Below are 25,866 nucleotides of genomic sequence, written 5' to 3'. Positions count from 1 at the left end.
CGCACCAATGGGTCATTCGAAGGGCAGGTGAAGGCCGCCCCCGCTGGGCGGGCGCCGGTTCCGCGAGGAATCGGCGCCCGCCCAGCGTTCGGCCGAGTTCCGTGTTGGCATATCTCATCCGGCGGATCGTCAACGCCATCCTCACGCTACTAGCGGTGACGTTGGTGACGTTCTTCGTGTTCTTCATGGTCCCGAAGATCACCGGCAACGATCCCGCCCTGCTCTACATCGGCAAGCAGGCGGACGCGAAAGCGGTCCAGGGCATCCGCATCAAGCTCGGCTTGAACGACCCGATCCTGGTGCAGTACGGCAAGTTCGTTAAGGGTTTGGTGGCCGGCCGCGACTACGCCAACGGTCCGGACGTGCAGCACTGCCCGGCGCCTTGCCTCGGCTACTCCTTCAAGACCAACCAGGAGGTCTGGCCGCTGCTGGTCAGCGACCTTCCGGTGACGCTTTCGCTGGCGGCCGGCGCGGCCGTGGTCTGGGTCCTGATGGGCGTCGTCTTCGGGGTGATCTCCGCGCTACGACGCGGCACGATATTGGACCGAACCGTGATGACCATCGCGCTCGGTGGCGTCTCGTTGCCGATCTACTTCACCGGCCAGCTGGCTCTGCTGATCTTCGTGTACCAGCTGGGCTGGTTCCCGGAAGCCGGTTACACACCGATCCTGCAGAACCCGCTCGAGTGGTTCCAGGGGCTCGTCCTGCCCTGGGTGACGCTGGCTCTGCTGTTCGCCGCCACCTACGCCCGGCTCACCCGCGCCAACATGTTGGAGACGCTGGGTGAGGACTACATCCGGACGGCCCGAGCGAAGGGCCTGCGCGAGCGCATGGTGATCGGCAAGCACGGGCTGCGTTCCGGCCTCACGCCGCTGGTAACGGTGTTCGGCCTGGACCTGGGCACGTTGCTCGGCGGCGCGGTGCTCACCGAGGCGGTGTTCAACCTGCGTGGCCTGGGCTATCAGGCGCTCACGGCGATCCGGCAGAACGATCTGCCGATCATCCTGGGAGTCACCCTGTTCGCCGCGTTCTTCATCGTCGTCATGAATCTGGTCGTCGACCTCCTCTATGGCGTGATCGACCCCCGCGTGCGACTGGGCTGAACAGGCCGGACCGAGAAGGGAACCACCATGTCAACTGATTCGCTGGCCGGCCTGGCCACGCCGGGCGGGACCGCGCAACGTCCGTTCCTCGACGTCAAGGACCTCACCGTACGGTTCGAGACGGACGACGGCATCGTGCAGGCGGTCACCAGCTCATCGTTCGCCGTGGAACGCGGCCGGACGCTCGGCATCGTGGGCGAATCGGGCTCCGGCAAGAGCGTCACCTCGCTGGCCGTGCTCGGCCTGCACCGCACCCGCAGCAACGCCAAGGTGAGCGGGGAGATCTGGCTCGACGACGACGAACTGGTCACCGCGACCAACGAGCAGGTCCGGCAGCTGCGTGGCGGCAAGATGGCGATGATCTTCCAGGACCCGCTGAGCGCCATGCACCCGTACTTCACGGTCGGGTCGCAGATCGTCGAGGCGTACCGGGTGCACCACCCGGGCGCAAACAAGAAGGTCGCGCGCGAGCGTGCGATCGAGATGCTCGAGCGGGTCGGCATCCCGCAGCCGGCCCGCCGTTTCAACGACTACGCCCACCAGTTCTCGGGCGGCATGCGGCAGCGCGCGATGATCGCGATGGCGCTGGTCAACGACCCGGCGCTGCTGATCGCCGACGAGCCGACCACCGCCCTGGACGTGACCGTGCAGGCGCAGATCCTCGACCTGATCCGGGATCTTCAGCAAGAGTTCGGATCGGCGGTCATCATGATCACCCACGACCTGGGGGTGGTGGCCGAACTGGCCGACGACGTCCTGGTCATGTACGGCGGGAAGATCATCGAGAAGGGCCCGGCCGTCGACGTGTTCCGGAGCCCGCAGCACCCGTACACCTGGGGTCTGCTGGGTTCGATGCCGCGCATGGACCGCGACGTCCGTGACCGGCTGACGCCGGTCAAGGGCACCCCGCCGAGCCTGATCAATCTGCCGTCGGGCTGTGCCTTCCACCCTCGCTGCCCGTACGCGGGCCGCAACGGTAACCGCTCGTTCACCGAGGTGCCGGTGCTGCGGGGCGGGACCCACTCGGTGGCGTGTCACCTGCCGCAGGAGGACCGCACCAAGATCTTCCAGCAGGAAATCCTGCCGAACCTCTGAGCGGAGTGAGTTGACGATGAGCGAGAACCTGCTCGAGGTGACCGGGCTGGAGAAGCACTTCCCCATCACGAAGGGCCTGTTCAAAAGGCAGGTCGGTGCGGTGCGGGCGGTCGACGGCATCGACCTCGAGGTGCGCCTGGGCGAGACGCTGGGCCTGGTCGGCGAGTCCGGTTGCGGCAAGTCGACCGCCGGCCGGCTGTTCACCCGCATCCTCGAGCCGACCGGCGGCAAGATTGTTTTCGAGGGGCAGGACGTCAGTCACAAGTCGGTCGGACAGATGCGGCCGCTGCGACGCGACGTGCAAATGATCTTCCAGGACCCGTACTCGTCGCTGAACCCGCGGCACACGGTCGGCACGATCATCGCGGCGCCGCTGCAGATCCAGGGGATCCCGACCCCCAACGGCCTCAAGAAGGCCGTCCAGGAACTGCTGGAACTGGTCGGGCTCAACCCCGAGCACTACAACCGCTACCCGCACGAGTTCTCCGGTGGTCAGCGGCAGCGCATCGGTATCGCCCGGGCGCTGGCCCTGCGGCCCAAGCTGATCGTGGCCGACGAGCCGGTCTCGGCGCTCGACGTGTCGATTCAGGCCCAGGTCGTCAACCTGCTCGACGACCTGCAGCACGAGTTCGACCTGACCTACGTCTTCATCGCCCACGACCTGTCGGTGGTGCGGCACATCTCCAACCGGGTCGCGGTCATGTACCTCGGCAAGATCGTGGAGATCGCCGAGCGCGAAGATCTCTACAAGAATCCCCGGCACCCCTACACGGTGGCGCTGATGTCGGCCGTGCCGGTGCCCGACCCGACCCGTCGCGACAAGGCCCAGCGGGAACGGGTACTGCTCACCGGCGACGTGCCGAGCCCGATCAACCCGCCCTCCGGCTGCCGGTTCCGCACGCGCTGCTGGAAGGCGCAGGACATCTGCGCGACCGAGGAGCCACCGCTGGTCACCCGGCTCGACGACCCGGAGAGCCACCGCACCGCCTGCCACTTCCCGGTGGTCGAGGACGAGGCGGTCGCCGGTCGCCGGCCCGCGGCGGCACCGGCCTGACCGGCACGGGAAGCGGGTCGGCCGCCGCTTGGCGGTCCGGCTCGGGAGGTACGGGAAGCGGGTCGGCCGTCGCTTGGCGGTCCGGCTCGAGAGGTACGGGCCGCTCGGCGGTCACGGGCTTACGGCGTACGGGAACGGCCGCTCGCGGAATCGTGGGCGGCCGTCCCTTGGTCTTGATCTTTGAGGCTCAGCTCTCGGGTCGGTTGAGGACGCCGACGACGACCTGATGAACCGCGTCGAGGTCGGCCGGGTCCTTGAGGGTCGCCTTGCCTCCGGTCACCACGTACCACTCGTCGGCTTCCTTGTATTGCACGCGGAGCGTGAGCTTGCCGCCGTCCAGCTCGCTGCGCAGCGTGAGCTCGCCGGTGATCACGCCGACCTCGTCGGTCATCACCCCGCCCGGTCCGGGGACCAGGTCGCTCGTCTTCGAATCCATCAGCACTTCTCCAACATGTCGGCCAGCGCGGACTTCTCCGCGGTGGTGACCGTGAGTTTCCAGTGGGTCTTCACCGCGATCCAGCTTTCCGCATAGTGGCACCAGTTGCCGGTCGACGGCGGTTTCCAGGTCGACGGATCCTGGTCGCCCTTGGACCGGTTGGAGCCGGCCGACACCGCGACCAGCTGCGGGTCGTCGAGGTCGTTGGCGAAATCCTCGCGCTTGTCGGTCGTCCACGACGCGGCGCCCGAGCGCCACGCGTTGGCCAGCGGCACCACGTGATCGATGTCGACCTGGGTCGGCGAGCTCAGCGTCTTGTCGTCGTAGGCGCTCTTCCAGGTGCCCGCGACCACGTTGCAGCCGGACAGCTTGACCTTGGTGCCGTCGCGTTTGAGGACCGAGTCGCGCACGTCGCAGTTCTTGCCCGTGCTCCTCCAGTGCGGGAACTTCTCGCGGCTGTAGCCCTTCATCGAGGCGGGCTTGCCGACCACGAGCTTGTCGAGCTGCTGCGCGGCGGTCTTGGTGTTGCCGGTCGCGGTCACGTGCGGGTTGACCGTGGCGGAGCCTCCGGGCTCCGCCTGCACTTTGCAACCGGCGCTGGTCAGCATGAGGGTCGCGGCGGTCAGAAGGGCCAAAGTCCATTGAGGAGTACGCGTTGCCACGTACGCCAGCCTAAGGGCGAGGCGTCCGATCTGCCCGACTCGTCATCCCCGCGCGGATTCTCCCGCGAGCCCGAGGGCTCGCGGGAGTGACTTACTACCTCGCGCGGTTGATCGCGCTGTTTACCGCCTTGATCGAGGCGCTGACGATGTTGGCGTCGATGCCGACACCCCACACCGTGCGGTCGCCGACCTCGACCTCGACGTACGCCGCGGCCTGCGCGTCGCCGCCCGAGGTGAGCGCGTGCTCGGCATAGTCGAGGACCCGGGCCTGGATGCCCAGCGGCACCACGGCCTGCACGAACGCGTCGATCGGGCCGTTGCCGACGCCGACCAGCGGCCGCCGCGCCCCGCGGTGGATCACCTCGACGTCGATCTCCACCTTACCGTCCACCGTCGCGGTGCTGTAACGCTCCATCTTGAAGGCGGCGCCGATCTGGTGGTCGATCAGGTATTCGGCCGCGAAGATGTCCCACATCTCCTGCGGGCCGACCTCGCCGCCCTCTTCGTCGGTGTGCTGCTGCACCACGCCGGAGAACTCGATCTGCAGCCGCCGCGGCAGGTCGAGCTTGTGCTCCTCCTTCATGATGTACGCCACGCCGCCCTTGCCGGACTGCGAGTTGACCCGGATGACCGCCTCGTAGCTGCGGCCCACGTCCTTCGGGTCGATCGGCAGGTAGGGCACGCCCCAGGTGAACTTTTCGATGTCGACCCCGGCGGCGTCCGCGTCGGCCTGCAGGAACGCGAAGCCCTTCTTGATCGCATCCTGGTGGGAGCCGGAGAACGCGGTGTAGACCAGGTCACCGACGTACGGGTGGCGCTCGTGCACCGGCAGCTGGTTGCAGTATTCGACCGTGCGCTTGACCTCGTCGATGTCCGAGAAGTCGATCATCGGGTCGATGCCCTGGGAGAACAGGTTGAGCCCCAGCGTGACCAGGTCGACGTTGCCGGTGCGCTCGCCGTTGCCGAACAGGCATCCCTCGATGCGGTCGGCGCCGGCCAGCAGGCCCAGCTCGGCGGCCGCCACCGCGGTGCCGCGGTCGTTGTGCGGGTGCAGGCTCAGGATCACCGACTCGCGCCGGGGCAGGTGCCGGTGCATCCATTCGATGGAGTCGGCGTAGACGTTCGGGGTGGCCATCTCGACCGTGGCCGGCAGGTTGATGATCAGCGGCCGGTCGGGAGTGGGGTCGATCACCTCGATCACCGCCGAACAGATCTCCAGCGCGTACTCCAGTTCGGTGCCCGTGTAGGACTCCGGCGAGTATTCATAGAAGATGTCGGTGTCCGGGGTGTGGATCTCCTGGTATTTCTTGCACAGCCGGGCCGCGCTGGTCGCGATGTCGGTGATCCCGTCCTTCTCCAGGCCGAAGACCACGCGACGCTGCAGCACCGAGGTCGAGTTGTAGATGTGGACGATCGCGCGCCTGGCTCCGCGCAGCGACTCGAAGGTGCGGTCGATCAGGTGCTCGCGGCACTGGGTCAGGACCTGGATGGTGACGTCGTCCGGGATCAGATCCTGCTCGATCAGCTGGCGGATGAAGTCGAAGTCGGTCTGCGACGCGGCCGGGAAGCCGACCTCGATCTCCTTGTAGCCCATCCCCACCAGCAGCATGAACATGCGGCGCTTGCGCTCGGGGGACATCGGGTCGATCAGTGCCTGGTTGCCGTCGCGCAGGTCGACCGCGCACCAGCGCGGGGCTTTCTCGACGACCTGGGCGGGCCACTGCCGGTCGGGCAGCGAGATGGAGAACTGTTCCTGGTAGGGCTGGTAGCGCTCGAACGGCATGGCGCTAGGACGCTGAGTTTTAAAAGGATCGGACATGGCGGGTGCTCCTGAAAGGGCGAGACCTGGTCAGGCGGCGCGCGTCAACTCCGCGACGAGGTGCCGGCCTGGAATGGGGCCTCGTCGCGGCAGCGAAGAAGGAGTCCGTGCCACATATCGCCATCACCCTACGTGATCATCTTTAGCGTGGCTAACTGTACGCCCGGATCGTGAGAACAGCCCTACTGCGCCGGCGGGATGCTCGGTTGCAGCGGCAGGGACGGTCCGCCGGTCGGTACCGGTGGCGGCGACGGGCTGTCCGTACTCATCGGCTGTCCCTGCACCTCGGGCCCGGGCAGCGTGACGGTGGCCGGACCGGCGCCGGTGCTGACCAGGGTCAGCGTGCCGAAGCCGACCCGGGCAGCGGTGAGCAGGCCGTCGGGCTGGTAGCAGTAGATGCCGACGTCGACCGGTGCGCTCAGCGCGGCCGCGATCGTGTCGACCGAGAAGCAGCTGCCCTTGGCCCCGGTCAGCGGCTGCACCGCGCCGACCGAGAGCGGCGCCTGCCGGTCGGTGAAGACGTTCAGCGCGGGCCGGAACAACCGCTCGACCTCGGGGTCGTAGGCGGCCGGCACCTTCTTGCCCGGGTTGGCCACCCGAACGCAGGCCGGCGTGATCGGCTGCTGCGGCGAGCTCACCGAGCACTGGTAGACGCCGGCCTTGGTCGAGACGATCGTGACATCGGCCGCGCCGCCGAGCACGCCGCCCGCGACGTCCACCCGCCAGGTGCCGTCGGCCGCGGCCGTGGCGACCACGTTGCGGGCGATGCCCTTACCGTCGTCGATCGAGTAGAGCGCGGCATAGGCGTGGTCCTGGGCCAGCGTCGCCAGCCCGGCCAGGTCGGCGCGGGCGTCCGGGGCGTCGTCGGCCGGCGAGGGCGGCGGCGTGGTCGGCGCGGGGGCCGGATCGTCGTGGCCGCACGCCGCTAGGCCCAGGATCAGCAGGGCGGTAAACGACACGGACAAACCGCGTCGAGACATCGAGGGTGGGCTCACCGAGACATTCTCGCCTCCGAGGCCCGGCGTGTTGCGGTGCACACGCCGGAATCTGGGATCGCCTGTCGGCCGGTGCGACCCCCGCGACTAATGTGGTTGCGACTGACCTGACCTGAAGGAATTGGTTCCCGTGGCCCTGGTGGTGCAGAAGTACGGCGGCTCGTCCGTCGCGACCGCGGAGCGGATCAAACGTGTGGCGGAGCGCATCGTGGCGGCCCGCAAAGCCGGAGACGACGTCGTGGTCGTCGTGTCGGCGATGGGCGATACCACTGACGAGCTGGTCGACCTGGCCAACCAGGTCAGTCCGCTGCCGCCCGGCCGTGAGCTCGACATGCTGCTCACCGCGGGCGAGCGCATCTCGATGGCGCTGCTCGCCATGGCGATCCACAACCTGGGTTACGAGGCCCGGTCCTACACCGGCTCGCAGGCCGGCGTCCTGACCACCTCGACCCACGGCAAGGCGCGCATCATCGATGTGACGCCGGGCCGCCTGCGCACCGCGCTCGACGAGGGCGCGATCGCGATCGTGGCCGGCTTCCAGGGCGTCTCGCAGGACACCAAGGACATCACGACCCTCGGGCGCGGCGGCTCCGACACCACGGCGGTGGCGCTGGCCGCGGCCCTGCACGCCGACGTGTGCGAGATCTATACCGACGTGGACGGCGTCTTCACCGCCGACCCGCGCATCGTCGGCGACGCCCGGCACATCAAGCGCATCACCTACGAGGAGATGCTCGAGCTCGCGGCCGGCGGGGCGAAGGTGCTGATGTTGCGATGCGTGGAATACGCGCGCCGCTTCAAGGTGCCGATCCACGTACGCTCTTCGTACTCGAACAAAGAAGGCACGCTCGTCACCGGCTCGATGGAGGACCCTGACGTGGAGCAAGCGCTGATCACCGGGGTCGCCCACGACCCGAGCGAGGCGAAGATCACGGTGGTCGGGGTGCCCGACGAGCCGGGCGCGGCGGGTCGCATCTTCAACACGGTGGCCCAGGCCGAGATCAACATCGACATGATCGTGCAGAACGTGTCGACCGAGGGCACCGGCCGCACCGACATCTCGTTCACGCTCCCCAAGGCCGACGGCCCGACCGCGATGGCGGCTCTCGACAAGATCAAGGAAGAGATCAAGTTCAAGAGCCTGCTGTTCGACGACCACATCGGCAAGGTGTCGCTGATCGGCGCCGGCATGCGGTCGCACCCGGGCGTCGCGGCCACGTTCTTCGCGGTCATCGGCGAGGCCGGGGTCAACATCGAGATGATCTCGACCTCGGAGATCCGGGTCTCGGTGGTCTGCCGCGACACCGACCTCGAGACCGCGGTGCGCGCCGTGCACGAGCAGTTCGAGCTGGGCGGCGGCGAGACCGCGGTCGTCTACGCGGGCAGCGGGCGCTAAGAGCGGCCGTGGCGCAGCCCACGCTCGCCGTCGTCGGAGCCACCGGCTCCGTCGGGACAGTCATGCTCGAATTGCTGACGTCGAGGCGCAACGTCTGGGGTGAGGTCCGGCTGATCGCGTCCGCGCGGTCGGCCGGTCGGCAACTGGCGTGCCGCGGCGAACAACTCACGGTCCGCGAGCTGACGCCGGAGGCGTTCGACGGCGTCGACGTGGCGATGTTCGACGTGCCCGACGAGGTCTCGCTCGAGTGGGCACCGATCGCCACCGAGCACGGCGCGATCGTGGTCGACAACTCGGCCGCGTTCCGCATGGAGCCCGACGTGCCGCTGGTCGTCCCCGAGGTCAACCGGGAGGCACTGCGCCATCGGCCGCGCCGCATCGTGTCCAACGCCAACTGCACGGTGATGGCCATGATCATGGCGATCGGCCCGCTGCACAACGAGTACGGCCTGCGCGAGCTGGTGCTCGCCTCCTACCAGGCCGCGTCGGGGGCCGGTCAGGTCGGCGTCGACACGCTGCACGACCAGCTGAGCAAGGTGGCCGGCGACCGGCTGCTCGGCTCCCGGCCGGGCAACGTGCGCCAGGCGGTCGGCGACGATCTCGGTCCGTTCCCGGCGCCGCTCGCACTCAACGTGGTGCCCTGGTCGGGCGCGCCGGAGGCGCTCGGCTGGTCGTCCGAGGAACTCAAGCTGCGCAACGAGTCTCGCAAGATCCTGGGCATCCCGGCTCTCAAGGTGTCGGCCACGTGCGTACGCGTGCCGGTCGTGACCGGGCACTCGATCGCCGTGCACGCCGTCTTCGGCTCCGAGGTCGACGCCGAAGGCGCCCGCCAGGTGCTGCGCAACGCCCCCGGGGTGATCCTGGTCGACGACCCCGATTCGGGCGAATTCCCGATGCCGATCGACGCGGTCGGCACCGATCCGTCCTGGGTCGGCCGCATCCGGCGGGCGATGGACGACCCGCGGGCCCTCGACCTCTTCGTCACCGGCGACAACATGCGCAAGGGAGCCGCGCTCAACACGGTGCAGATCGCGGAGCTGCTCGGCGCCGAGATCAAGAAATGACGGACGACATCTGCGAGGTCGTGATCACCGCGGCCGACTCTTCCTGGCTGGCCGCGTTCACCCGCCGCCTGGTCGAGGACCGGCTGGCCGCGTGCGGGCAGGAGGTGGCGGCGATCCGCTCGATCTATCGGTGGGACGGCGCGGTGCACGACGACCCGGAGGCGCGGGTGGCGCTGCACACGCGGCAGTCATTGGTCGACCGCATCGTCGCGCGGGCCGACGCCGAACACCCTTATGAGGTGCCGTGCGTGCTGGCACTGCCGATCGTGGCCGGCAACCCGGCATACCTCGAGTGGGTACGCCGGGAAACGCGGGACGACTAGGCGGCTGACGCTTCGAGGTCGGCGCGGGTCAGCAAGGCCCGCAGCTTGATGCCGTCGGCGGCCAGGGCCTGGGCGCCGCCCTCCTGGCGGTCGATCACGCAGATGGCGTGGTCGACGTGCGCGCCCAGCTTTCGCAGCTCGTTGGTCGAGATGACGACCTGACCGCCCGACGTCACCACGTCCTCGACGACCAGCACCCGGCGGCCGGCCACCTCGGCGCCCTCGGCGAGACGGGCGGTGCCGTACTTCTTGGCTTCCTTGCGGACGAATGCGGTCGGCAGCTTCGCGTGCCGGGCCACCGCGGTCACCACCGCGATGCCGCCCATCTCGAGGCCGGCCAGCACCTCGGTGCCCTCGGGGACGAGCACAGCCATGTCGGCGGCGAGCCGGTCGAGCAGCTCCGGGTCGGCCTCGAACTGGTATTTGTCGAAGTATTCGTTCGCGACGCGTCCCGAGCGCAGGACGAAGTCACCGGTCAGCCGGCTCACGGCGCGGACCTGCCGCGCAAGGTCAGAGTCAGTCACGCAGGCAAGCCTCGCAGGCCGGTCCGGAACGTCAGACAGCACCCCACTGACAACCACTCAGCAACCGACAAACCGTGCCGATCAGAAGATCATGCAGACTAACCCGCACCGGTGGTTCGGCGTCGGGCACAGCAGCGTGTCCGACTCCGGTACGGCGGGCGCTCAGGCCGCGGCCGAGGCGATCGGCGGCCGTACGCCCAAAGCCGTCTTCGTCTTCTGCTCGATCGCCCACGATCTGCCGGCCCTGCTGGCCGGCGTGCGAGCCGAGGCGGGCCCGGACGCCGCGATCGTCGGCAGCACCACCCACGGCGAGTTGAGCAGCGACGCGGCAACCCTGGGCGGTGTGGCGATCGCCGCGCTCGGCGGCGACGGTTTCAACGTCCGGACGCGTGCGGCCAAGATCAAGGAGCATGGGCAGCGGGCGACCGGCGCGCTGATCGCCGAGACGGTGCGGGGCATGAAGGACGACTACAAGGTCCTCATCATGCTGGTCGAAGGCTTGGCGGCGGTCCCGCACGAGATCGTCCGCGGCGCGTACACGGAGATCGGTGCGACGGTCCCGCTGGTCGGGGGCTTCGGCGGCGACGACAACCAGTTCGAGGGCGACTTCCAGTTCCTCGACGACCGCATCCTCACCGGCTCGGTGGTCGGTCTCGCGCTCGGCTCGGACGCACCCATCGGCATCGGGATCGCCCACGGCTGGCACAAGGTCGGCGAACCGATGATCGTCAGCAAGAGTCAGGGCCCGCACATCTTCAAGCTCGACGACAAGCCCGCCCTCGACGTGCTGCTGCACCGCAACAACTTCAAGGGCACGGCCGAGGAGTTCTTCAAGCAGCGCGGCCAGTTGCAGCCGCTCGGGCTGTCCCGGCGCAACGGCGAGGACATCCGGGTGATCCACGCCGGCGACGACGACGAGCGTTCGGTGTGGGGCACGGCCGAGATGACCCAGGGCGCACTCGTCTGGATCATGCAGGCGGACCGGCACGACCTGCTCAACGGCGCCGCCCAGTCGTGCGCCGACGCGCTCTCGCACCTCGACGGGCTGACCCCGCTGGGTGCGCTGGCGTTCAACTGCGCCGGGCGCCGGGCCGGTCTGATCGAGGGTGGGCTCGACGAGGAACTGGCAATTCTGCGGAAGGGTCTGCGAGACGCGCCGTTCGCCGGCTTCTACACGACCGGGGAGATCGCCCGCGTGCGCGGCGCCAGCGGCATGCACCATCTGACCCTGGTCACCCTCGCCCTGGCGTAGCCCATGCTCAACTGGTCAACCCGCCTGCTCACCGAATACTTCGCGGCGGTCAACGCGGCCGAGAACGAGGACCAGGCGATCCGCGACGCGGTCGAGCGCGCGGTCGAAATGGTGGAGGCCGAGGTCGGCGCCGTCGTGCGGGACGGTCGGGTGCACGGCGCGTACGGCTTCGGTGGTGCGGCCCCGGAAGGGGCGCTCCATGGCGTGGCCACCGGCGAAGGCCGCCTGATCGCACCCGGCATCGGTGACCTGTACGCGGTGGCCTGCCCGCTCGGGGATGCCGCCGGCGACGCGCTGATCGTCGGCCGGCTCGACGAGTCGTTCGAGCCCGAGGAGCGGCAGATGCTCCAGGGCATGGCCCAGGTGCTCGGGCTCAACCTGCGCAGCATGCGGGTGCTGACCGCGGAACGCCACCTGCGGGCCGAGAAGGAACGCCAGGCGACCAGCGCACAGACCCGGCAACGGCTGGTCGAGACGCTGCTGACCATCCAGCGGGCGATCTCCGGGCGGCGGCCGCTGCCCGAGATCCTCGACGCGGTGACCAGCGGCGCGGCCGACCTGCTGGACGGGTCGACGGTGGTGCTGATGCTGGCCGAGGGCGGTCCGGACCGCCGGCTGACCGTGGCCTCGACGTACGGCGACGAGATCGTGCCCCCGGACGGCCTGGCCCGGGCCGCGATGAGCCAGGCCACGGTGCTGATCCGGCCGGACGACAGCGGCACGACGATCGCCGCGCCGGTGCGGGTGACCGGCGAGATGGCGGGCAGTCTGGTCGCCCACCTGCCGGGCACGGTGGAGACGCACGCCGAGGAACGTGATCAGCTGGCCGCGTTCGCCCAGCAGGTGAGCCTGGCGCTGACCGACGCCCGCACGGTCGAAGCGGTCCGGGAGGCCCACCACGACCCGGTCACCGGACTGCCCAACCGGGCCCTTTTTCTGCAGATCCTCAACCGGGTGCTCGCCTCGCGCGGCACCGAGACCGATCCGACCAGCGTGCTGTTCATCGACCTGGACCGGTTCAAGGTGGTCAACGACAGCCTCGGTCACGACGCGGGCGATCAGCTGCTTGCGCTGGTCGCGCGGCGCCTGCGAAGTTGCGTACGCGCGAGCGACACCACCGCCCGCCTCGGAGGTGACGAGTTCGCCGCCCTCCTGCACGACTCCCCGGTCGAGTCGGCGATCGTGGTCGGGGAACGGATCGTCGCGTCGATCAAGGAGCCGTTCCGGGTGGCGGGCCGCGAGGTCTTCATCGGCGCGAGCGTCGGGATCGCCACCTCGCGCGAGGTCGCCGAACGCTCGGAAACCCTGCTCCACAACGCCGACCTGGCGATGTACCGGGCCAAGAAGGACGGACCGGGCCGAGTGCTGATCTACGAGTCGTACATGCACGCCGAGGTGCTCGACCACCTGAGCCTGCGCGGTGACCTGCAGCGGGCGCTGCGCGAGGGCGAGTTCCGCCTGCAGTACCAGCCGCTGATCCGGCTGGCCGACGGGACGCCGGCCGGCGTGGAAGCTCTGATCCGCTGGCACAGCCCGGCCCGCGGCTTCGTCTCGCCTGTCGACTTCATCCCGATCGCCGAGGAGTTCGGGCTGATCATCGACATCGGCCAGTGGGTGCTCGAGACGAGCGCGACCCAGGTCGCGCAGTGGCGGCGGACCTTCCCGGACCTGGGGCTCAACGTCAACGTGTCCGGCCACCAGCTGGTGCATCCGCGGTTCGCCGACAACGTCATGCGGGCCCTGGCGCTCGCCGGGTTGCCGTCCAGCGCGGTCACCCTCGAGCTGACCGAGTCGGTGCTGATGAGCGAGCCCGACCTGGGCAAGGCGGCGTTGCACTCGTTGCGCTCGCTGGGTGTACAGCTCTCGATCGACGACTTCGGCACCGGCTATTCGTCGCTCGCCTACCTGCGCGAACTGCCGGTCGACGAGCTGAAGATCGACCGCGCCTTCATCGCCCGGGCCGAACTGACCGCGGAGGATCTGGCGCTGGTCCGCACGATCGTGGAGCTGGCCCAGATCCTCGGGCTGCGCACGGTGGCCGAGGGCATCGAGAACGTGACCCAGCTGGCGTCGCTGCGCAACCTGGGCTGCGCTTATGGCCAGGGATATCACCTGTGCCGCCCGGCCGACCCCTCCGACATTCCGGCGAAGCTCGACTCCATGGCCGCAGTCACCCGTTTGCGTACTTGATCGTCGCTCCCCAACATGCGAGATCCTTTTGGGGTACTTTTCGCCTAATTAGTGGCTTTTCCTCGGAAGGAACGTTCCGTGACACCCTTCGCACTGTTCTTCCTCCTAGCCCTCGCCGGCTCCACCTGCTTCGCACTCGGCCGCGCGCTCGGCCGCGGCGAACGCTACGAGAAGGGCTACCGCGAGGGCTTCCGCGACGGCGAAACCGGCTCCCTCGCCCGGGCCGCCCGACTCATCCAGCTCAACGACCGCGCAGCCATCGCCCCGGCGGTCGAATCGATGAGCGGGCCATACTCGGTGCCCCAGCAACTGCCGCCCCGCTGCGCCGGGCCGGCGGTGACAGCGGTTCCGGTTCGGCCGCAGCTTGCGCTCTAAAACCAAATCCTTCCGGGGTACGGCGATTTAGGCCGTACCCCCTTTTCGTTTCCGCCTACCCGTCGCCGAAGGACGCTTATCGCGGGTCAATGCTTGGCGGACAGGGAATGTCGATTTTCGGGGCGCATTGCTTGGACAGCCCTTGGCACGACAAGAGGCCGGCGCACCGCCCGGATTTGAACGGACGGCCTCTTCCTTCGAATGGGCCTGAAGCTCGAAGCTCCCGCCCCGCTCAGGCGAGTTCGGCGGTTTCGGCACCTTGCTTCATCCGATGGCGACTGGGGTCGTGATGCCGCGGCCTCGCGAGCTCGACCGGGCCGACCTGGGTCAACGCCGTCTTGGACCGGCGGCCGTTATGCCAGTTGCCGCCGTTCTTGCCTGACGGCCGCTGAGCTCGTCGTCCAGGGCCAGCCTCGACCACAGGTTTGGGTCAGCTGAAACAGCCCGCCCTTGCCGGCCCCCTGCGCGAGCCTGTTCGACCAGTCGGCCTGATTTCGGCAACGCGGCGGTTCCACGGTGTCCGTCGTCAGGTGCTAGTCGCTTGATCAGGAGCTTTACCGACCCGGCGAGGGTCAGAGCATGCGGACCAGGTAGCCGAAGAAGAAGCCCAGGAGCATGCCGGCGACGGCGAGGCGCATGGCGAGCTGGGCATTTCGTTCGCCTCGGCGGCGGGCGATCGCGGCGAAGATGATCGCGGCCAGGCCGAAGACGATGGGGACGATGAAGACGGCGATGGCGGCCAGGACGTACGCGGTGATGCTGAAAGCCTGGCTGGTCGACTGCGGGGGTGCGTAGGGGTACGGCTGCTGGCCGTAGGCCTGAGGGGAATAGGGCTGCCCGGGATAGGGCTGGTTGGGGGCTGGGTAGGGCTGGGCCGTGTACGGCGGGAGGGGTTGCCCTGGCTGCCCGGACGTCGGCTGGCCTGGGTAGGGCTGGCCCGGGTAAGGCTGCTGTGCCGACGTCGGCTGGCCCGGATAGGGCTGTGCTGACGCGGGCTGGCCGAGGTAGGGCTGCGCTGACGTCGGCTGGCCGGGCGTGGGCTGGCCTGGGGCGGGCGCTGGCTCGGCGCCGTTGGGTGGGGTTGGCGTCGGGTAGGGCGCGGCTGAGGTTGGGTAGGTGCCGGGCGTGCCCGAGGTTGGCTGGGCTGACGTCGGGTCGCTCGGGGACGCCTGCGTGGGGGCCGGCGGGGTGTAGGGGGCCAGCGGGTCGATGCCTGTCAGCGGGGCCGATGTGGCGAACGGGTCTACCGGCGGTGGGTAGTGCAGGGCTGTCGTGTCGCTCGGTGTGCCGGCTGAACGGCCACAGGCGGAGCAGGTGCCGTTCGGCTGTACGGCGGGCGAACCGCAGTGTGGGCAGTTCATTGACACTCCCGGGGTTAAGGGTGGTCGGCGTCGGCCGGGGCGGAGGCGACGTGGACAGGTTTATGGACGCGACCGGGTCGGTGCATCTGGGGGAGCCGACGTGCGTACATCAGGAAAGCTGGCGTCGCACCTCAGCCGCAACCCTTCCGCCCTCGGCCCGGCCCGCGACGGCGGCCTGGGCCGCCTTCATCGCGGGACCCATCTGCGACTTGGCGGTGAAACCGCCGTCGCCGAGCGCCGTCGTGACCAGCGCCGTCAGGTCCTCGTCGGAAAGCTGACGCGGAAGGTACTGATCGATGACCTCGCCCTCGGCCGTCTCGCGGGCCGCCTGCTCGGGCCGGTTGTTGTCGGCGAACGCGGTCGACGCCTCGCGGCGCTTCTTCGCCTCCTTCTTCAGCACGTCGATGACCTGGTCGTCGGAGAGCTCGTGGGCCTCCTTGCCGGCGACCTCGGCATTACGGACGGCGGCCAGCGCCATGCGCAGCGTCGACGTGGTCAGCTCGTCGCGGCCCTTCATCGCGGTGCGGAGGTCCTCGTTCAGGCGGTCCTTCAGCGTTCCCATGGCAGGAGAAACTACTCTTGCCGACATGCGTAAGCGCTCCCTAATCACGCTGGCTGCCGGTCTCACGGCGGCCGGCGGCGCGACCCTTGCCTATGCGTCGCTGATCGAACGCAACCTTTTCACCCTGCGCCGATTCGAGGTGCCGGTCCTCGAACCGGACGCCGAGCCGCTGCGCATCCTGCACATCTCGGACCTGCACATGATGCCCGACCAGCAGCGCAAGCAGGACTGGGTGGCCGGGCTGTACGGCACCGACCCCGACCTGGTCATCGTGACCGGCGACAACATGGCCTCCCCGCTGTCCGTTCCCGGCGTGCTCCGGGCCCTCGACCCGTTCCTGTCGTCGGTGCCCGGCGCCTTCGTCTTCGGGTCGAACGACTACAAGGGCCCGGTGTGGCGCAACCCGCTGCGGTACGTGCTGCCCGGCGAAGACGAGTACGTGCAGGGCGTCGAGCTGCCGTTCGAAGACCTCCGGGCCGCGTTCGTCAACGCCGGCTGGGCCGACCTCAACAACGCGCGCACGGTCCTCAAGGCGGGCGGCCGCACCCTCGAACTGGTCGGCGTCGACGACCCGCACGTCGAAAAGGACGACTACGCGTCCGTGGCCGGCCCGGCCTCGGCCGGCGTCGACCTGCACCTCGGCGTCACCCACACGCCGGCCTCGCGCGTCCTGAACGCGATGGCGGCGGACGGGTTCGAGCTCCTCCTGGCCGGCCACACCCACGGTGGGCAGGTGTGCGTGCCGGGGTACGGGGCTCTGACGACCAACTGCGACCTGCCCAGGTCGATGGCGAAGGGCCTGCACCGCTGGCCCGGCTCCGACTCGTGGCTCCACGTGTCGGCAGGGTTAGGGACTCATCCGACCGCCCCGATCCGCTTCAGCTGCCGGCCGGAGGCTTCGGTGTTGACGTTGATACCGCGCTGACCTGGGGTTTTTGGGTTTGGGGGGATACCGATTTCGCTTGGGCCCGGGCGTCGGATAGTATTTCGGAGCAGCTCGGGGTGTGGCGCAGCTTGGTAGCGCGCTTCGTTCGGGACGAAGAGGCCGTCGGTTCAAATCCGGCCACCCCGACCAAGAGCAGTGCAGGTCAGGCCCGGTCTTCCGCTCAGGGAGGCCGGGCCTGACTGCTTCTCCAGGCCGATCGGAAGAGGATCTTGTCGGGCCCGCGTCTCCGGCGGGACCTCAGCCACCGGAGTGCTGGCAGGGCGTTGCTCCCTCGGGCCGTGTCAAGCCGAGCAGAGCCGCCGGCTGGCGCTGGCCTACGCCGGGTCGCCGAAAATAGATCGCACGATCCTGTGTGATCACTTTCTTCGGCTCTTCTTTCGGCGCCGCTTCGTTTCGGGCGCCGGGGCTGCCGCGGATCTTTCCGGGCTGGTCGCTCGGCCGGGCGGCGTTCGACCTTTGGCGGCCTGGTTCGACGGACCTTTGGTTGTATTTGGAGTCGGCGGATCTGGCAAGGGCTTTTCGAGCCCGGCGCCGTAAACGGCTCCGAGGGCGGCTGCAAATGAATTGGCAGCGAACCAGCCGGCGTTCGAGACAATCTTGGGCAGGATGCCTCCGCTTACGTTCCCCGATATCGAGAATGCGCTGGAGTCTAGTGTTCCCCATGTGAGTTTCCCGCGCTCAAGTGTCTGGTCTGGTGCGGGATAGAGGGAATCCGTGTCCACCGCGCCCTTTCGGCCGTCGTCGGACGAGCAGAGTATGAACTCCAGTGTTCCTGGCTCCGTGTATTTCGGGATGTACGAGGAAGGTACCGCGTCCGTGCCGGTCGGGCGCTGGGCCAGAGACAGTTTGAAATGGCGTTTCGCGAGACCGTCGCGACCTCGATCCATCGAGGAAGTCTCGAAATAGGCACCGTAATAGGCGACGTTGGACCTCGGCGAACCGTCAGTCGCGCGAGCCAGAGCTATGGGCCGTAGACTGAGCCTTCTTTCACCAGGTGGAGACGTGGACTCGGTGACTGAAGTCAGAGCGTGTCCTCCACGCTGGACCACGCCGGTCTCTGGGTCCGAAGCGACGGTCTTCTCGGGGGTTATTCCGGTGGCGTCGTCTGGAACGGTGAGCACAACGGTGGGGGCTGTCTCGATGAACTTCTGCGGGTCCGCGCTCGCATCGATTTGCCAGTTGAACCGTATGCGCCACTTTCCGTTTTCCACCGGGCAGAAGTTGAAGTAGGGTCGATTTACCGCGTTATACGGTTCTAGACGGTCCACGCCCTGCAGCCCGAACCCCACACTTGATTTTTCATCCGGAAGTCGACTGGGTGCATCGGACTGGAACAGCCAACGGTCTCCGGCCAGAAGCGCGAGCGATGCTGCTGACAGGACCAGCAGAAATAGCGATGCTGCTCGGTAAATATGGCGGCTTTTACGCAGCCCTTTCAGGCGCTCGATGATCATCTCAGTATGCTTTTCTGTCCAATGAGCAATGCCTGGCTGCACCGCTCCTGCCCGCTGTGCCTGTAGTCCGTGGTCGTCTGAAACGCAGAAGGGCGGGACACCAGAGGTGTCCCGCCCGTTGAGCTGCGTTGGTCAGCGCCTTGGCTTGCCGCCGCCGTTGCCTGGGCCGCCGTTGCCTGGGCCTGTGTTGCCTGGGCCGCCGTTCCCCTGGCCGCCATTGCCCTGGCCGCCGTTGCCGGGCTGGTTGCCGCCGCCGCCCTTGCTCGGATCGATGACGACAACGCCGCCCTTCTCGGTGCGGCCGCTCGGGTTGGTGTCGGCGGCCGTGCCGGCCGGGCAGCTGGAGTCGACCGGGTTGCCGACCGTGGCGTCGAAGCCGGCGCCCTCGATCTCCGACTTGGCCGCGTCCATCGACTGGCACGTTACGTCGGGGATGGAGCGCTGGTCGCCCTCGCTGATCTTCTTGTCGCCGGGGACCTTGAACTGGGTCTTCGGCTTGCCCTTCATGTAGTCGCGCAGCGTGTCCATCACCGCTGTGTTGACCATGGGGTGGGACATGTGGTCGGAGTGGTTCTGGTAGTCGGGGTTGACCATGTAGCCGGCCACGACCAGGGAGGTGGTGCCGACGATCAGCGCGGCCGTCTTGTCCTTGTCGGTGGTGCCGGTCTTGCCGAAGACCGGGTGGCCGACCACGCCGCGCACGTCGCCCGCGGTTCGGCCGCTGCAGTGACCCAGCTGGGCCGAGTCGCCGACCGGGCAGCGGGCCGCGTCGAGCGCCGCCCGGGCCACGTCGGAGCTGGTCGCCCGGATGCAGGACGGCTTGCCGATGTCGATTTTCTCGTTGTCCTGGGTGGTGATCTGCGTGATCGGGGTCGGCGAGCAGTACATGCCGTCGCCGGCCAGGGTCGCGTACGCGTTGGCGATGTCGAGCGGGGTCGACGCCGAGACGCCGAGGGTGAACGCACCCCACTGGCTGGCCGCCTGCGTGGTGTTGGCGTACTGCGCGTCCTGCGAGGAGCGGAACTGGATGCCGAACCGCTTGGCGACCGCCACCGCGTTCTGCGCGCCGACCTGTTCCTCCAGGGGCACGAAGTACGTGTTCACCGACTTACCGAAGGCGCCCCACATGTCGTAGACGCCGGCCTCGCTGGGGTCGGAGTTCTGTGGGCACCAGAAGTGGGTGCCCGCGCAGGCGGAGGGGCTGCTCGGCTCGACGATGTAGTGCGTCTTGGCCTGGACCGGTGCGTTGATCGTGTGGCTGAGCGGTATGCCGTGTTCGAGCGCGGCCACCATGGTGAACATCTTGAACACCGAGCCGGCCTGGTAGCCGTCGATGTCGCCGCCACCGGTGATCAGCGGGTTGGTCGTGTTGGGGTAGGAGCCGCGCTGGTTGTGGCGTGCCTTGGCCGGGTCGGACGAGATCTTGTTCGCCGGGTGCGACGGGTCGTCGAGCTTGTATTTCCGGTTGGCCGCCAGCGCCCGTACCTTGCCCGTGCCGGGCTCGATGCCGGCGAGCAGGATCGCGTTCTTGTTCGTGTCCTTGATCTCGTCGGTGATTTCCTTGCGGGCCGAGTCCTGCGCGGTGACGTCGAGCGAGGTCACGATGCGGTAGCCTCCGCTCTTCAGGCGGCGCTCCCGGTCGTACGCCGTGGCGCCGAACTGTGGCTGACTCATCCACCAGCGGTAGAAGTAGTCGCAGAAGAAGCCCCAGCTGTTCTTGGCGACCGAGACGCAGCCGTTGCCGACCGGCGTGACCTTGGTGGGGATCGGCTCCTTGAGCGCCTTGTCGGCCTGGGCCTGGGTGATGGCGCCCATCTGCACCATGCCGGGGATGACGTAGTTGTTGCGGCGGTCCTTGATCTGCTTGTAGCCCACCGGGGTGGTCGGGTCGAAGCCGCTCGGGGCCTTGACCATGCCGGCCAGCATCGAGGCCTGGCCGACGGTCAGGTCCTTCGGCTTCTTGTTGAAGTAGACCTGGCTGGCGGCGAAGATGCCGTACGCCTGGTTGCCGAAGGGCGCGATGTTGAGGTAGCGCTCGAGGATCGCGGCCTTGCCGAGTTCCTTCTCGATCTGCAGCGCGTACTTCATCTCGGTGACCTTGCGCTTGGGCGTGTCCTCGGTCGAGGCCACGACCTCCTGCGGGTTGGTGGCCGAGTAGGCCAGCGATAACCGCACCAGCTGCATGGTGATGGTCGAGGCGCCCTGCTTCGAGTTGCCGTTGTTGTTGCTGACGAAGGCGCGGGCGACGCCTTTCAGGTCGACACCGTTGTGGTGGTAGAACTCGCGGTCCTCGGCGGCGACGATCGCGCCCTGCATGTAGGGCGAGATGTCCTTGAGCGGGACATCGCTGCGGAACTCGTCGTAGAACTGCGAGATCTGGGTCTTGCCGTCCGACGCGTAGAGCCGGGAGATCTGCGGCGAACTGTAGGCCTTGAGCTCACTGGGCAGCTTGGCGAAGGTTTCGCCACCGGCCTTGGCGGCCAGACCGGACATGGCCGCGGCGGGGAAGGCGGCCGCGGCGACGACAACGCCGGCCAGTAAACCGCAGATCAGCAACGAACTCGCGTTGGCGAAAATGTTGTGATCACGTCTGCGCATCCAGGAGGTCACCGAAGCAGCGTACGCGAAGCACGCACACGACGGCCCGTCGAGAAGGTCAACCCTCCCTCGGACTGATTGTGCCTCTTCGGGGCCAACCCGCGTCCGTTTTCCCCGAACTGCACCAAAGCTGATCCCGGCGGTTTGTGTCCTATGCCCAGAACTCCCGGGCTATACGTATTTGAGGGACAACGTTGCGTAATCGCCCGACTACAGAGCATGATGGTCCGGCGAGCCATCGCACGACGTCTGCGCTGCTTGGGGACAGAACCTGCTCGAGGGTCATGAGGGCGCAGACGTCAGGGGGAAGCAAGGGGGGACGTAAACCGATGGGGATGATCAGCGATTGGCCCAGCATGGCGGCGTGTCAGAGTGGCGACCCTGACGCGCTTTTCGTGCAGGGCGCCGAGCAGAACGTGGCTAAGAGGATCTGCCGCAGCTGCCCGGTCCGCTACGAATGCCTCGCCGATGCCCTGGACAACCGGATCGAGTTCGGCGTCTGGGGAGGCATGACGGAACGGGAGAGGCGGGCTCTTCTGCGCCGCCACCCGCACGTGGCGAGCTGGCGGAAGATGTTCGAAGCCGCGATGAAGGAGAAGGGCGCCGACAAGGTGCTCGTCCCGACCCGCTGAGGCGGGGCTCACGCGAGAAGCGCGCCGATCGTCCGCAGCCCGTCGACGTCATGCACGTCGGCGGGCTGCGCCGTGACCACCGCCGACGGGACCTGCGGGAACGCGTCGGTGAAGGTGGCCGCGACGCCGATCTCACGCTCGGTCTGGCGCATCAGGGCCGCGTGCACGCGCAGCACATCCGCGGTCATCGGCTGGTCACCCGTCGCCTCGAGCGCGGCGGCCGCCTCCTCGCTCTGCTCGGCCGAGAGCCCGGCCACGTCCGAGTGGTGCATCCGGTTGAGGACCAGACCCGCGAGCGGCATCCGCTCGGCGACGAGCCGCTCGGCGAAATAGGCCGCTTCCCGTACGGCGTCCCGCTCCGGAGCCGCAACGAGGAGGAACGCGGTCTGGGGGTCCTGCAGGATCCGGTACGTGTCGTCGGCCCGCTGCCGGAAGCCGCCGAACATCGAGTCGAGGGCGGCCACGAAACCGGACAGGTCGGTCAGCAACTGCGCGCCGAGGACCTTCTGCACCGCCCGCGAGAACAGGCCGAACGAGGCGGTGACCAGGCTGAACATGCTCTTACCGCCGGCCCGGGCGGGCGCGAGCAGCAGCCGCAGCATGCGCCCGTCGAGGAAGCGCGAGAGCCGGGCCGGTGCGTCCAGGAAGTCGAGCGCCGAACGGGACGGCGGGGTGTCGACCACGATCAGGTCCCACTCGTCGGCCGACCGCAGCTGGCCCAGCTTCTCCATCGCCATGTATTCCTGCGTGCCGGCGAAGGTCGAGCTCATGGCCTGGTAGAAGGGGTTCGCGAAGATCTCGGCGGCCCGCTGCGGCGTGGTGTGCTGCTGCACCACCTCGTCGAACGTGCGCTTCATGTCGAGCATCATGGCGTGCAGCTCGCCGCCGTTCCCGCCGTCTATGCCCTTGACCTGGCGCGGGGTGTTGTCGAGTTCGCTCAGCCCCATCGACTGGGCCAGCCGGCGGGCCGGGTCGATGGTCAGCACGACCGTGCGCCGCCCGTGCACCTCGGCCGCCCGGACGCCGAGCGCCGCAGCCGTGGTCGTCTTACCGACGCCGCCCGCACCGCAGCACACCACGATGCGGGTGGCCGGATTTGCGAGCAGGCCGTCGACATCGAGGCGCTCCGCGGTCACATCAGCCACTACTCCAGAGTAATCGGTAGTTGATCGGAGGCTGGCCGACTGTGACGGGTCACGCCCGCATGAGTATCGACGCCATCTCGTCGAGCGCCGCCCGGTCGATCCCGCCGGGCAGCAGCGGCAGCTCGACCACCGGATGGCCGGCGTCGGCCAGCTCGGTGCGCAGCGACTCCTCCAGGTCGTGCCGGGTCAGGTAGGCCTTGGCCTCGGCGGCCAGCCCGGTCACCGTGGCTGTGTCACCCGGCAGGCCGGCCTCGCCGAGTCCTCGCTTGAGCTGGGCCTTGGTCACCTTGCCCCCGGTCAGCAGTGCCGGACGGGCGCCGTTGACGATGATCCGCCCGACCGGGATGTGCAGCTTGGTCAGCTCGCCGATCGCGTCCAGCGTCTCCTGCACCGGCATCTCCTCGAGCAGGGTGACCACGTGCACGGAGGAGATCGGCGAACGCAGCAGCGACGCCACGCCCTCGCTCTGTGTCTTGATCGGACCCATCTTGGCCAGCCGCGCGGTCTCGGCGGTGACGTTGAGGAAGCGGCCGATCCGGCCGGTCGGCGGTGCATCGAGCACGACCGCGTCGTACACCCGCCGGCCCTCATGGGACCGGGTCGTGGCCTCCTTGACCTTGCCGGTGAGGAGCACGTCACGCAGGCCGGGGGCGATGGTGGTGGCGAAGTCGATGGCGCCGATCTTGCGCAGCGCCCGGCCGGCCGCGCCGAGTTTGTAGAACATATCGAGGTATTCGAGCAGGGCCTCTTCGGGGTCGACGGCGAGCGCGCGCACGTCGCCGCCGCCCGCCACCTGGGCGATGCGCAGTTCCTTGTAGGGGAGCGGCTGGAGCTCGAACAGCTGGGCGATGCCCTGGCGGCCCTCGACCTCGACCAGCAGCGTGCGTTTGCCGCCCGCAGCCAGACCCAGAGCCAGGGCGGCGGCCACGGTCGTCTTGCCCGTGCCACCCTTGCCGGTCACCACGTGCAGTCGTGCCGGCCACCTGTTGACGTGCTCACCCATGCCACAACGGTACGGCGCCGAGCTAACCCGAAACCTCGCAGACCAGCCAGCCAGTCTTGTGGATCACCGTGAAGCGGAGGTTCTGCTCGGCCGTCTTCTCGTCACTGGTCGACATGGTGAGCTGGACTGCCACGGTCGCACGGTCGCCGGTCTGGTCGGAGACGGCCGGGTCGGCCCAGCGGAAGACGGGGTCGGTGTAACCGTCGGCGTACGTCCGGATCTGGTCGACCCGCTCGGCAAGCTTCGTCTTGTCGCGCGACTCGCGGCACACGAACTGCTCGGCCGAGTTGGCGTCCTGCTGGGAGTAGACGGCGGTCAGGAAGCGGTTGACCGCGGTCGCCGGGTCGGGCGAACCCGGGCTGTCGGCGTCGCGCAACAGGAAGTACGCCGATACCGCGCCCCCACCGCAGAGCAGCAGGGTGGCGGCGAGAGCGAGCGAGATCCAGAGCGTGCCCCGGCGCCGGCGCGGCGGCGCGGACGGGGCGAACGGCACCTGCCAGGGCTGCGGCTGCTGCTGGGCGTCCGACCAGATCGGCGCGGGACGGCCGGACGTGTCGGCGGGCGGGCTGTGCTGCCAGGCCAGATGCTCGGGCGGCTGGGTCTGCCACTGGCCGGGCGCCTCGTGCTGGGCGTGCCAGGGCGGCGCCGGCGGCGGCTGATGCCCGCCGCTCGCGCCGATCGCCGGGATGACCTGCGTCGGGTCCGGCGCGACGAGGGGTTGCTCGGCGGTCTCGCTGGGGATGACGCTGGAAGGAGCCTCGGGCGAGACGGCTTCACCGGGAAAAGAGCCGGGCGGCGGAAAAACCTCGGCGGTCTGGTCCGGCGGAGCGTCGATGAAATCCGCCCCGGCCGGGAAATGCGGGCCGGTCTGGGAGTGCGGGCCGGGCTGGGAGTACGGGCCGCCCGAGTGGGGGTCTGCGTAAGGAGGCCAGGTGTGCGGCGGCTCGGGCGGCGGGATCGGCTCGCGTGGTGGGAACGGGGGCGTCGGCTCGGGCTCGGGTGACGGCCCGGGGACAGGCTCCGGATGGCCCGGCTGACCGCCCTGCGGGTGCGTCATGTAGCCCTCCGTGACGGCGTCGGCGAGTCGGTCGGTTGACCCGCTCAGCCTAGGCCAAACCGGGCGGCCGGGGGCCCTAAGCTGGCGCGGTAGCCGACTGATAGGGAGTAACCGAGCGATGCAGAAGTGGGAGTACGTGACCGTGCCCCTGCTGGTCCACGCGACCAAGCAGATCCTCGACAACTGGGGCGAGGACGGCTGGGAGCTCGTGCAGGTCGTGCCGGGACCCAACTCGGAGCAGCTGATCGCCTATATGAAGCGGCCCAAGGCATGATCGCCCGGACCGAGGGCCGGCCGAGCTTGCCGACGGAGGGCACAGCATGACGACGCCGGTGGCGGGCGAGGGGTCCGCGGACGCATACGAGCGGCTGGCCGAGCTGGGCCTGACGCTGCCCGACGTGGTGCCGCCGCTGGCGGCGTACGTGCCGGCGGTGCAGTCGGGCAACTATGTCTATGTGTCCGGGCAGCTCCCGATGGTCGAGGGCAAGCTGCAACTGACCGGCAAGGTGGGCGCCGAGGTCACGCCGGAGCAGGCGACCGACCTGGCCCGCATCTGCGCGCTGAACGCCCTCGGCGCGGTCGAGTCGCTGGTCGGCATCGGCCGCATCGCCAAGATCGTCAAGGTGACCGGGTTCGTGGCGTCCGCGCCGGGTTTCACCGGGCAGCCCGCGGTGATCAACGGCGCCTCCAACCTGCTCGGTGACGTGCTCGGCGAGCTGGGCCGGCACGCCCGCAGCGCGGTCGGCGTGGCCGAACTCCCGCTGGGCGCCCCGGTGGAAGTCGAGATCATCGCCGAGATCGTGTGACTGAATGATAGGAA

General features: G+C 68.6%; 24 protein-coding genes, 1 tRNA gene and 1 pseudogene. 14 read left to right on the top strand and 12 right to left on the bottom strand.

The features are described 5' to 3' along the window. The first annotated feature begins 101 nt into the window (after positions 1–101). Genes ACIA5C_RS42905 through ACIA5C_RS42895 form a run of 3 tightly spaced genes read left to right on the top strand, consistent with a single transcriptional unit; the run spans position 102 to position 3,252 of the window. Positions 102–1,103: an ABC transporter permease gene (locus ACIA5C_RS42905; protein ID WP_396065943.1), complete on the top strand. Its 1,002-nt coding sequence runs from the start codon at positions 102–104 to the stop codon at positions 1,101–1,103. Positions 1,104–1,130: 27 nt separating this feature from the next. After that, positions 1,131–2,198, top strand: a complete 1,068-nt coding sequence (locus ACIA5C_RS42900) for an ABC transporter ATP-binding protein (protein WP_396065941.1) — start codon at positions 1,131–1,133, stop codon at positions 2,196–2,198. Between the two features lie 16 nt (positions 2,199–2,214). Continuing rightward, entirely contained in the window at positions 2,215–3,252 is a 1,038-nt protein-coding gene (locus ACIA5C_RS42895; RefSeq protein ID WP_396065939.1) for an ABC transporter ATP-binding protein, read from the top strand. 187 nt (positions 3,253–3,439) lie between these two features. Here ACIA5C_RS42895 and ACIA5C_RS42890 read toward each other — a convergent pair. The 4 genes and pseudogenes from ACIA5C_RS42890 to ACIA5C_RS42875 form a co-directional block, all read right to left on the bottom strand. Beyond that, a pseudogene (locus ACIA5C_RS42890) lies at positions 3,440–3,682 on the bottom strand (hypothetical protein); the annotation flags it as partial. Between the two features lie 5 nt (positions 3,683–3,687). Then, the gene (locus tag ACIA5C_RS42885; protein WP_396065937.1) at positions 3,688–4,350 is read right to left on the bottom strand and encodes an HNH endonuclease family protein; all 663 of its coding nucleotides are present in this window, start codon (positions 4,348–4,350) and stop codon (positions 3,688–3,690) included. Between the two features lie 94 nt (positions 4,351–4,444). Then, positions 4,445–6,169, bottom strand: coding sequence for a 2-isopropylmalate synthase (gene leuA, locus ACIA5C_RS42880; protein WP_396065935.1), 1,725 nt, complete (start codon positions 6,167–6,169; stop codon positions 4,445–4,447). Between the two features lie 182 nt (positions 6,170–6,351). Beyond that, positions 6,352–7,128 (bottom strand): hypothetical protein, encoded by a 777-nt coding sequence (locus tag ACIA5C_RS42875; protein ID WP_396065933.1) that lies wholly within the window; start codon positions 7,126–7,128, stop codon positions 6,352–6,354. Between the two features lie 166 nt (positions 7,129–7,294). Here ACIA5C_RS42875 and ACIA5C_RS42870 point away from each other — a divergent pair, with 166 nt between their 5' ends. The 3 genes from ACIA5C_RS42870 to cutA are packed head-to-tail and all read left to right on the top strand — an operon-like array spanning position 7,295 to position 9,947. Then, a complete protein-coding gene (locus tag ACIA5C_RS42870; protein ID WP_396065931.1) occupies positions 7,295–8,560 on the top strand; it encodes an aspartate kinase in 1,266 nt (421 codons plus the stop codon). 8 nt (positions 8,561–8,568) lie between these two features. Further along, on the top strand, positions 8,569–9,624 hold the full coding sequence (locus tag ACIA5C_RS42865; protein ID WP_396065929.1) for an aspartate-semialdehyde dehydrogenase: 1,056 nt from the start codon (positions 8,569–8,571) through the stop codon (positions 9,622–9,624). Continuing rightward, entirely contained in the window at positions 9,621–9,947 is a 327-nt protein-coding gene (cutA, locus tag ACIA5C_RS42860) for a divalent-cation tolerance protein CutA (protein ID WP_396065927.1), read from the top strand. The genes ACIA5C_RS42865 and cutA overlap by 4 nt, the downstream gene beginning before the upstream one ends. Here cutA and pyrE read toward each other — a convergent pair. Beyond that, a complete protein-coding gene (gene pyrE, locus ACIA5C_RS42855) occupies positions 9,944–10,471 on the bottom strand; it encodes an orotate phosphoribosyltransferase (RefSeq protein ID WP_396065925.1) in 528 nt (175 codons plus the stop codon). The two genes, cutA and pyrE, sit on opposite strands and share 4 nt — an antisense overlap. 91 nt (positions 10,472–10,562) lie before the next feature. Between pyrE and ACIA5C_RS42850 the strand changes: the two genes are divergently transcribed. The 3 genes from ACIA5C_RS42850 to ACIA5C_RS42840 all read left to right on the top strand — a co-directional run bounded on the left by ACIA5C_RS42850 (position 10,563) and on the right by ACIA5C_RS42840 (position 14,288). Further along, a complete protein-coding gene (locus ACIA5C_RS42850; protein ID WP_396065923.1) occupies positions 10,563–11,723 on the top strand; it encodes an FIST signal transduction protein in 1,161 nt (386 codons plus the stop codon). 3 nt (positions 11,724–11,726) lie between these two features. Further along, positions 11,727–13,913, top strand: a complete 2,187-nt coding sequence (locus tag ACIA5C_RS42845) for a putative bifunctional diguanylate cyclase/phosphodiesterase (RefSeq protein ID WP_396065921.1) — start codon at positions 11,727–11,729, stop codon at positions 13,911–13,913. A 78-nt stretch (positions 13,914–13,991) separates the two neighbouring features. After that, positions 13,992–14,288 carry a hypothetical protein gene (locus ACIA5C_RS42840; protein ID WP_364102675.1) on the top strand — a complete coding sequence of 99 codons (297 nt, stop codon included), beginning with the start codon at positions 13,992–13,994 and terminating at the stop codon, positions 14,286–14,288. A 572-nt stretch (positions 14,289–14,860) separates the two neighbouring features. On the opposite strand, the gene ACIA5C_RS42835 is transcribed toward ACIA5C_RS42840, so the two are convergent. Together ACIA5C_RS42835 and ACIA5C_RS42830 are read right to left on the bottom strand one after the other, a co-directional pair. Continuing rightward, positions 14,861–15,649 (bottom strand): hypothetical protein, encoded by a 789-nt coding sequence (locus ACIA5C_RS42835; protein ID WP_396065919.1) that lies wholly within the window; start codon positions 15,647–15,649, stop codon positions 14,861–14,863. Positions 15,650–15,758: 109 nt separating this feature from the next. Continuing rightward, positions 15,759–16,211, bottom strand: coding sequence for a GatB/YqeY domain-containing protein (locus ACIA5C_RS42830; protein ID WP_396065917.1), 453 nt, complete (start codon positions 16,209–16,211; stop codon positions 15,759–15,761). Positions 16,212–16,236: 25 nt separating this feature from the next. Here ACIA5C_RS42830 and ACIA5C_RS42825 point away from each other — a divergent pair, with 25 nt between their 5' ends. Both ACIA5C_RS42825 and ACIA5C_RS42820 read left to right on the top strand, forming a co-directional pair. Then, the gene (locus ACIA5C_RS42825) at positions 16,237–17,136 is read left to right on the top strand and encodes a metallophosphoesterase (RefSeq protein ID WP_396065915.1); all 900 of its coding nucleotides are present in this window, start codon (positions 16,237–16,239) and stop codon (positions 17,134–17,136) included. Positions 17,137–17,209: 73 nt separating this feature from the next. After that, positions 17,210–17,286: transfer RNA gene (locus tag ACIA5C_RS42820), tRNA-Pro, on the top strand. Between the two features lie 227 nt (positions 17,287–17,513). On the opposite strand, the gene ACIA5C_RS42815 is transcribed toward ACIA5C_RS42820, so the two are convergent. Both ACIA5C_RS42815 and ACIA5C_RS42810 read right to left on the bottom strand, forming a co-directional pair. Next, positions 17,514–18,611, bottom strand: a complete 1,098-nt coding sequence (locus tag ACIA5C_RS42815; protein WP_396065913.1) for a hypothetical protein — start codon at positions 18,609–18,611, stop codon at positions 17,514–17,516. 132 nt (positions 18,612–18,743) lie between these two features. After that, complete coding sequence (locus tag ACIA5C_RS42810; protein WP_396066171.1) at positions 18,744–21,209, bottom strand: transglycosylase domain-containing protein; 2,466 nt, start codon at positions 21,207–21,209, stop codon at positions 18,744–18,746. A gap of 329 nt (positions 21,210–21,538) precedes the next feature. On the opposite strand from ACIA5C_RS42810, the gene ACIA5C_RS42805 reads away from it, so the two are divergent. Next, positions 21,539–21,841 carry a WhiB family transcriptional regulator gene (locus tag ACIA5C_RS42805; RefSeq protein ID WP_203377149.1) on the top strand — a complete coding sequence of 101 codons (303 nt, stop codon included), beginning with the start codon at positions 21,539–21,541 and terminating at the stop codon, positions 21,839–21,841. A gap of 8 nt (positions 21,842–21,849) precedes the next feature. Here ACIA5C_RS42805 and ACIA5C_RS42800 read toward each other — a convergent pair whose 3' ends face one another. The 3 genes from ACIA5C_RS42800 to ACIA5C_RS42790 are packed head-to-tail and all read right to left on the bottom strand — an operon-like array spanning position 21,850 to position 25,046. After that, positions 21,850–22,977 (bottom strand): ArsA family ATPase, encoded by a 1,128-nt coding sequence (locus ACIA5C_RS42800; RefSeq protein ID WP_396066169.1) that lies wholly within the window; start codon positions 22,975–22,977, stop codon positions 21,850–21,852. Between the two features lie 58 nt (positions 22,978–23,035). After that, positions 23,036–23,989, bottom strand: a complete 954-nt coding sequence (locus ACIA5C_RS42795) for an ArsA-related P-loop ATPase (protein WP_396065911.1) — start codon at positions 23,987–23,989, stop codon at positions 23,036–23,038. Positions 23,990–24,011: 22 nt separating this feature from the next. Next, entirely contained in the window at positions 24,012–25,046 is a 1,035-nt protein-coding gene (locus ACIA5C_RS42790) for a hypothetical protein (protein ID WP_396065909.1), read from the bottom strand. A gap of 118 nt (positions 25,047–25,164) precedes the next feature. On the opposite strand from ACIA5C_RS42790, the gene ACIA5C_RS42785 reads away from it, so the two are divergent. After that, positions 25,165–25,320, top strand: coding sequence for a DUF4177 domain-containing protein (locus ACIA5C_RS42785; RefSeq protein ID WP_396065907.1), 156 nt, complete (start codon positions 25,165–25,167; stop codon positions 25,318–25,320). Between the two features lie 46 nt (positions 25,321–25,366). Continuing rightward, on the top strand, positions 25,367–25,852 hold the full coding sequence (locus tag ACIA5C_RS42780) for a RidA family protein (protein WP_396065905.1): 486 nt from the start codon (positions 25,367–25,369) through the stop codon (positions 25,850–25,852). Positions 25,853–25,866 lie beyond the last annotated feature (14 nt).

It is taken from the genome of Actinoplanes sp. NPDC051343 (assembly GCF_044455125.1).
Lineage (GTDB): Bacteria > Actinomycetota > Actinomycetes > Mycobacteriales > Micromonosporaceae > Actinoplanes.
This window is presented reverse-complemented; position numbering and strand designations above follow the sequence as displayed.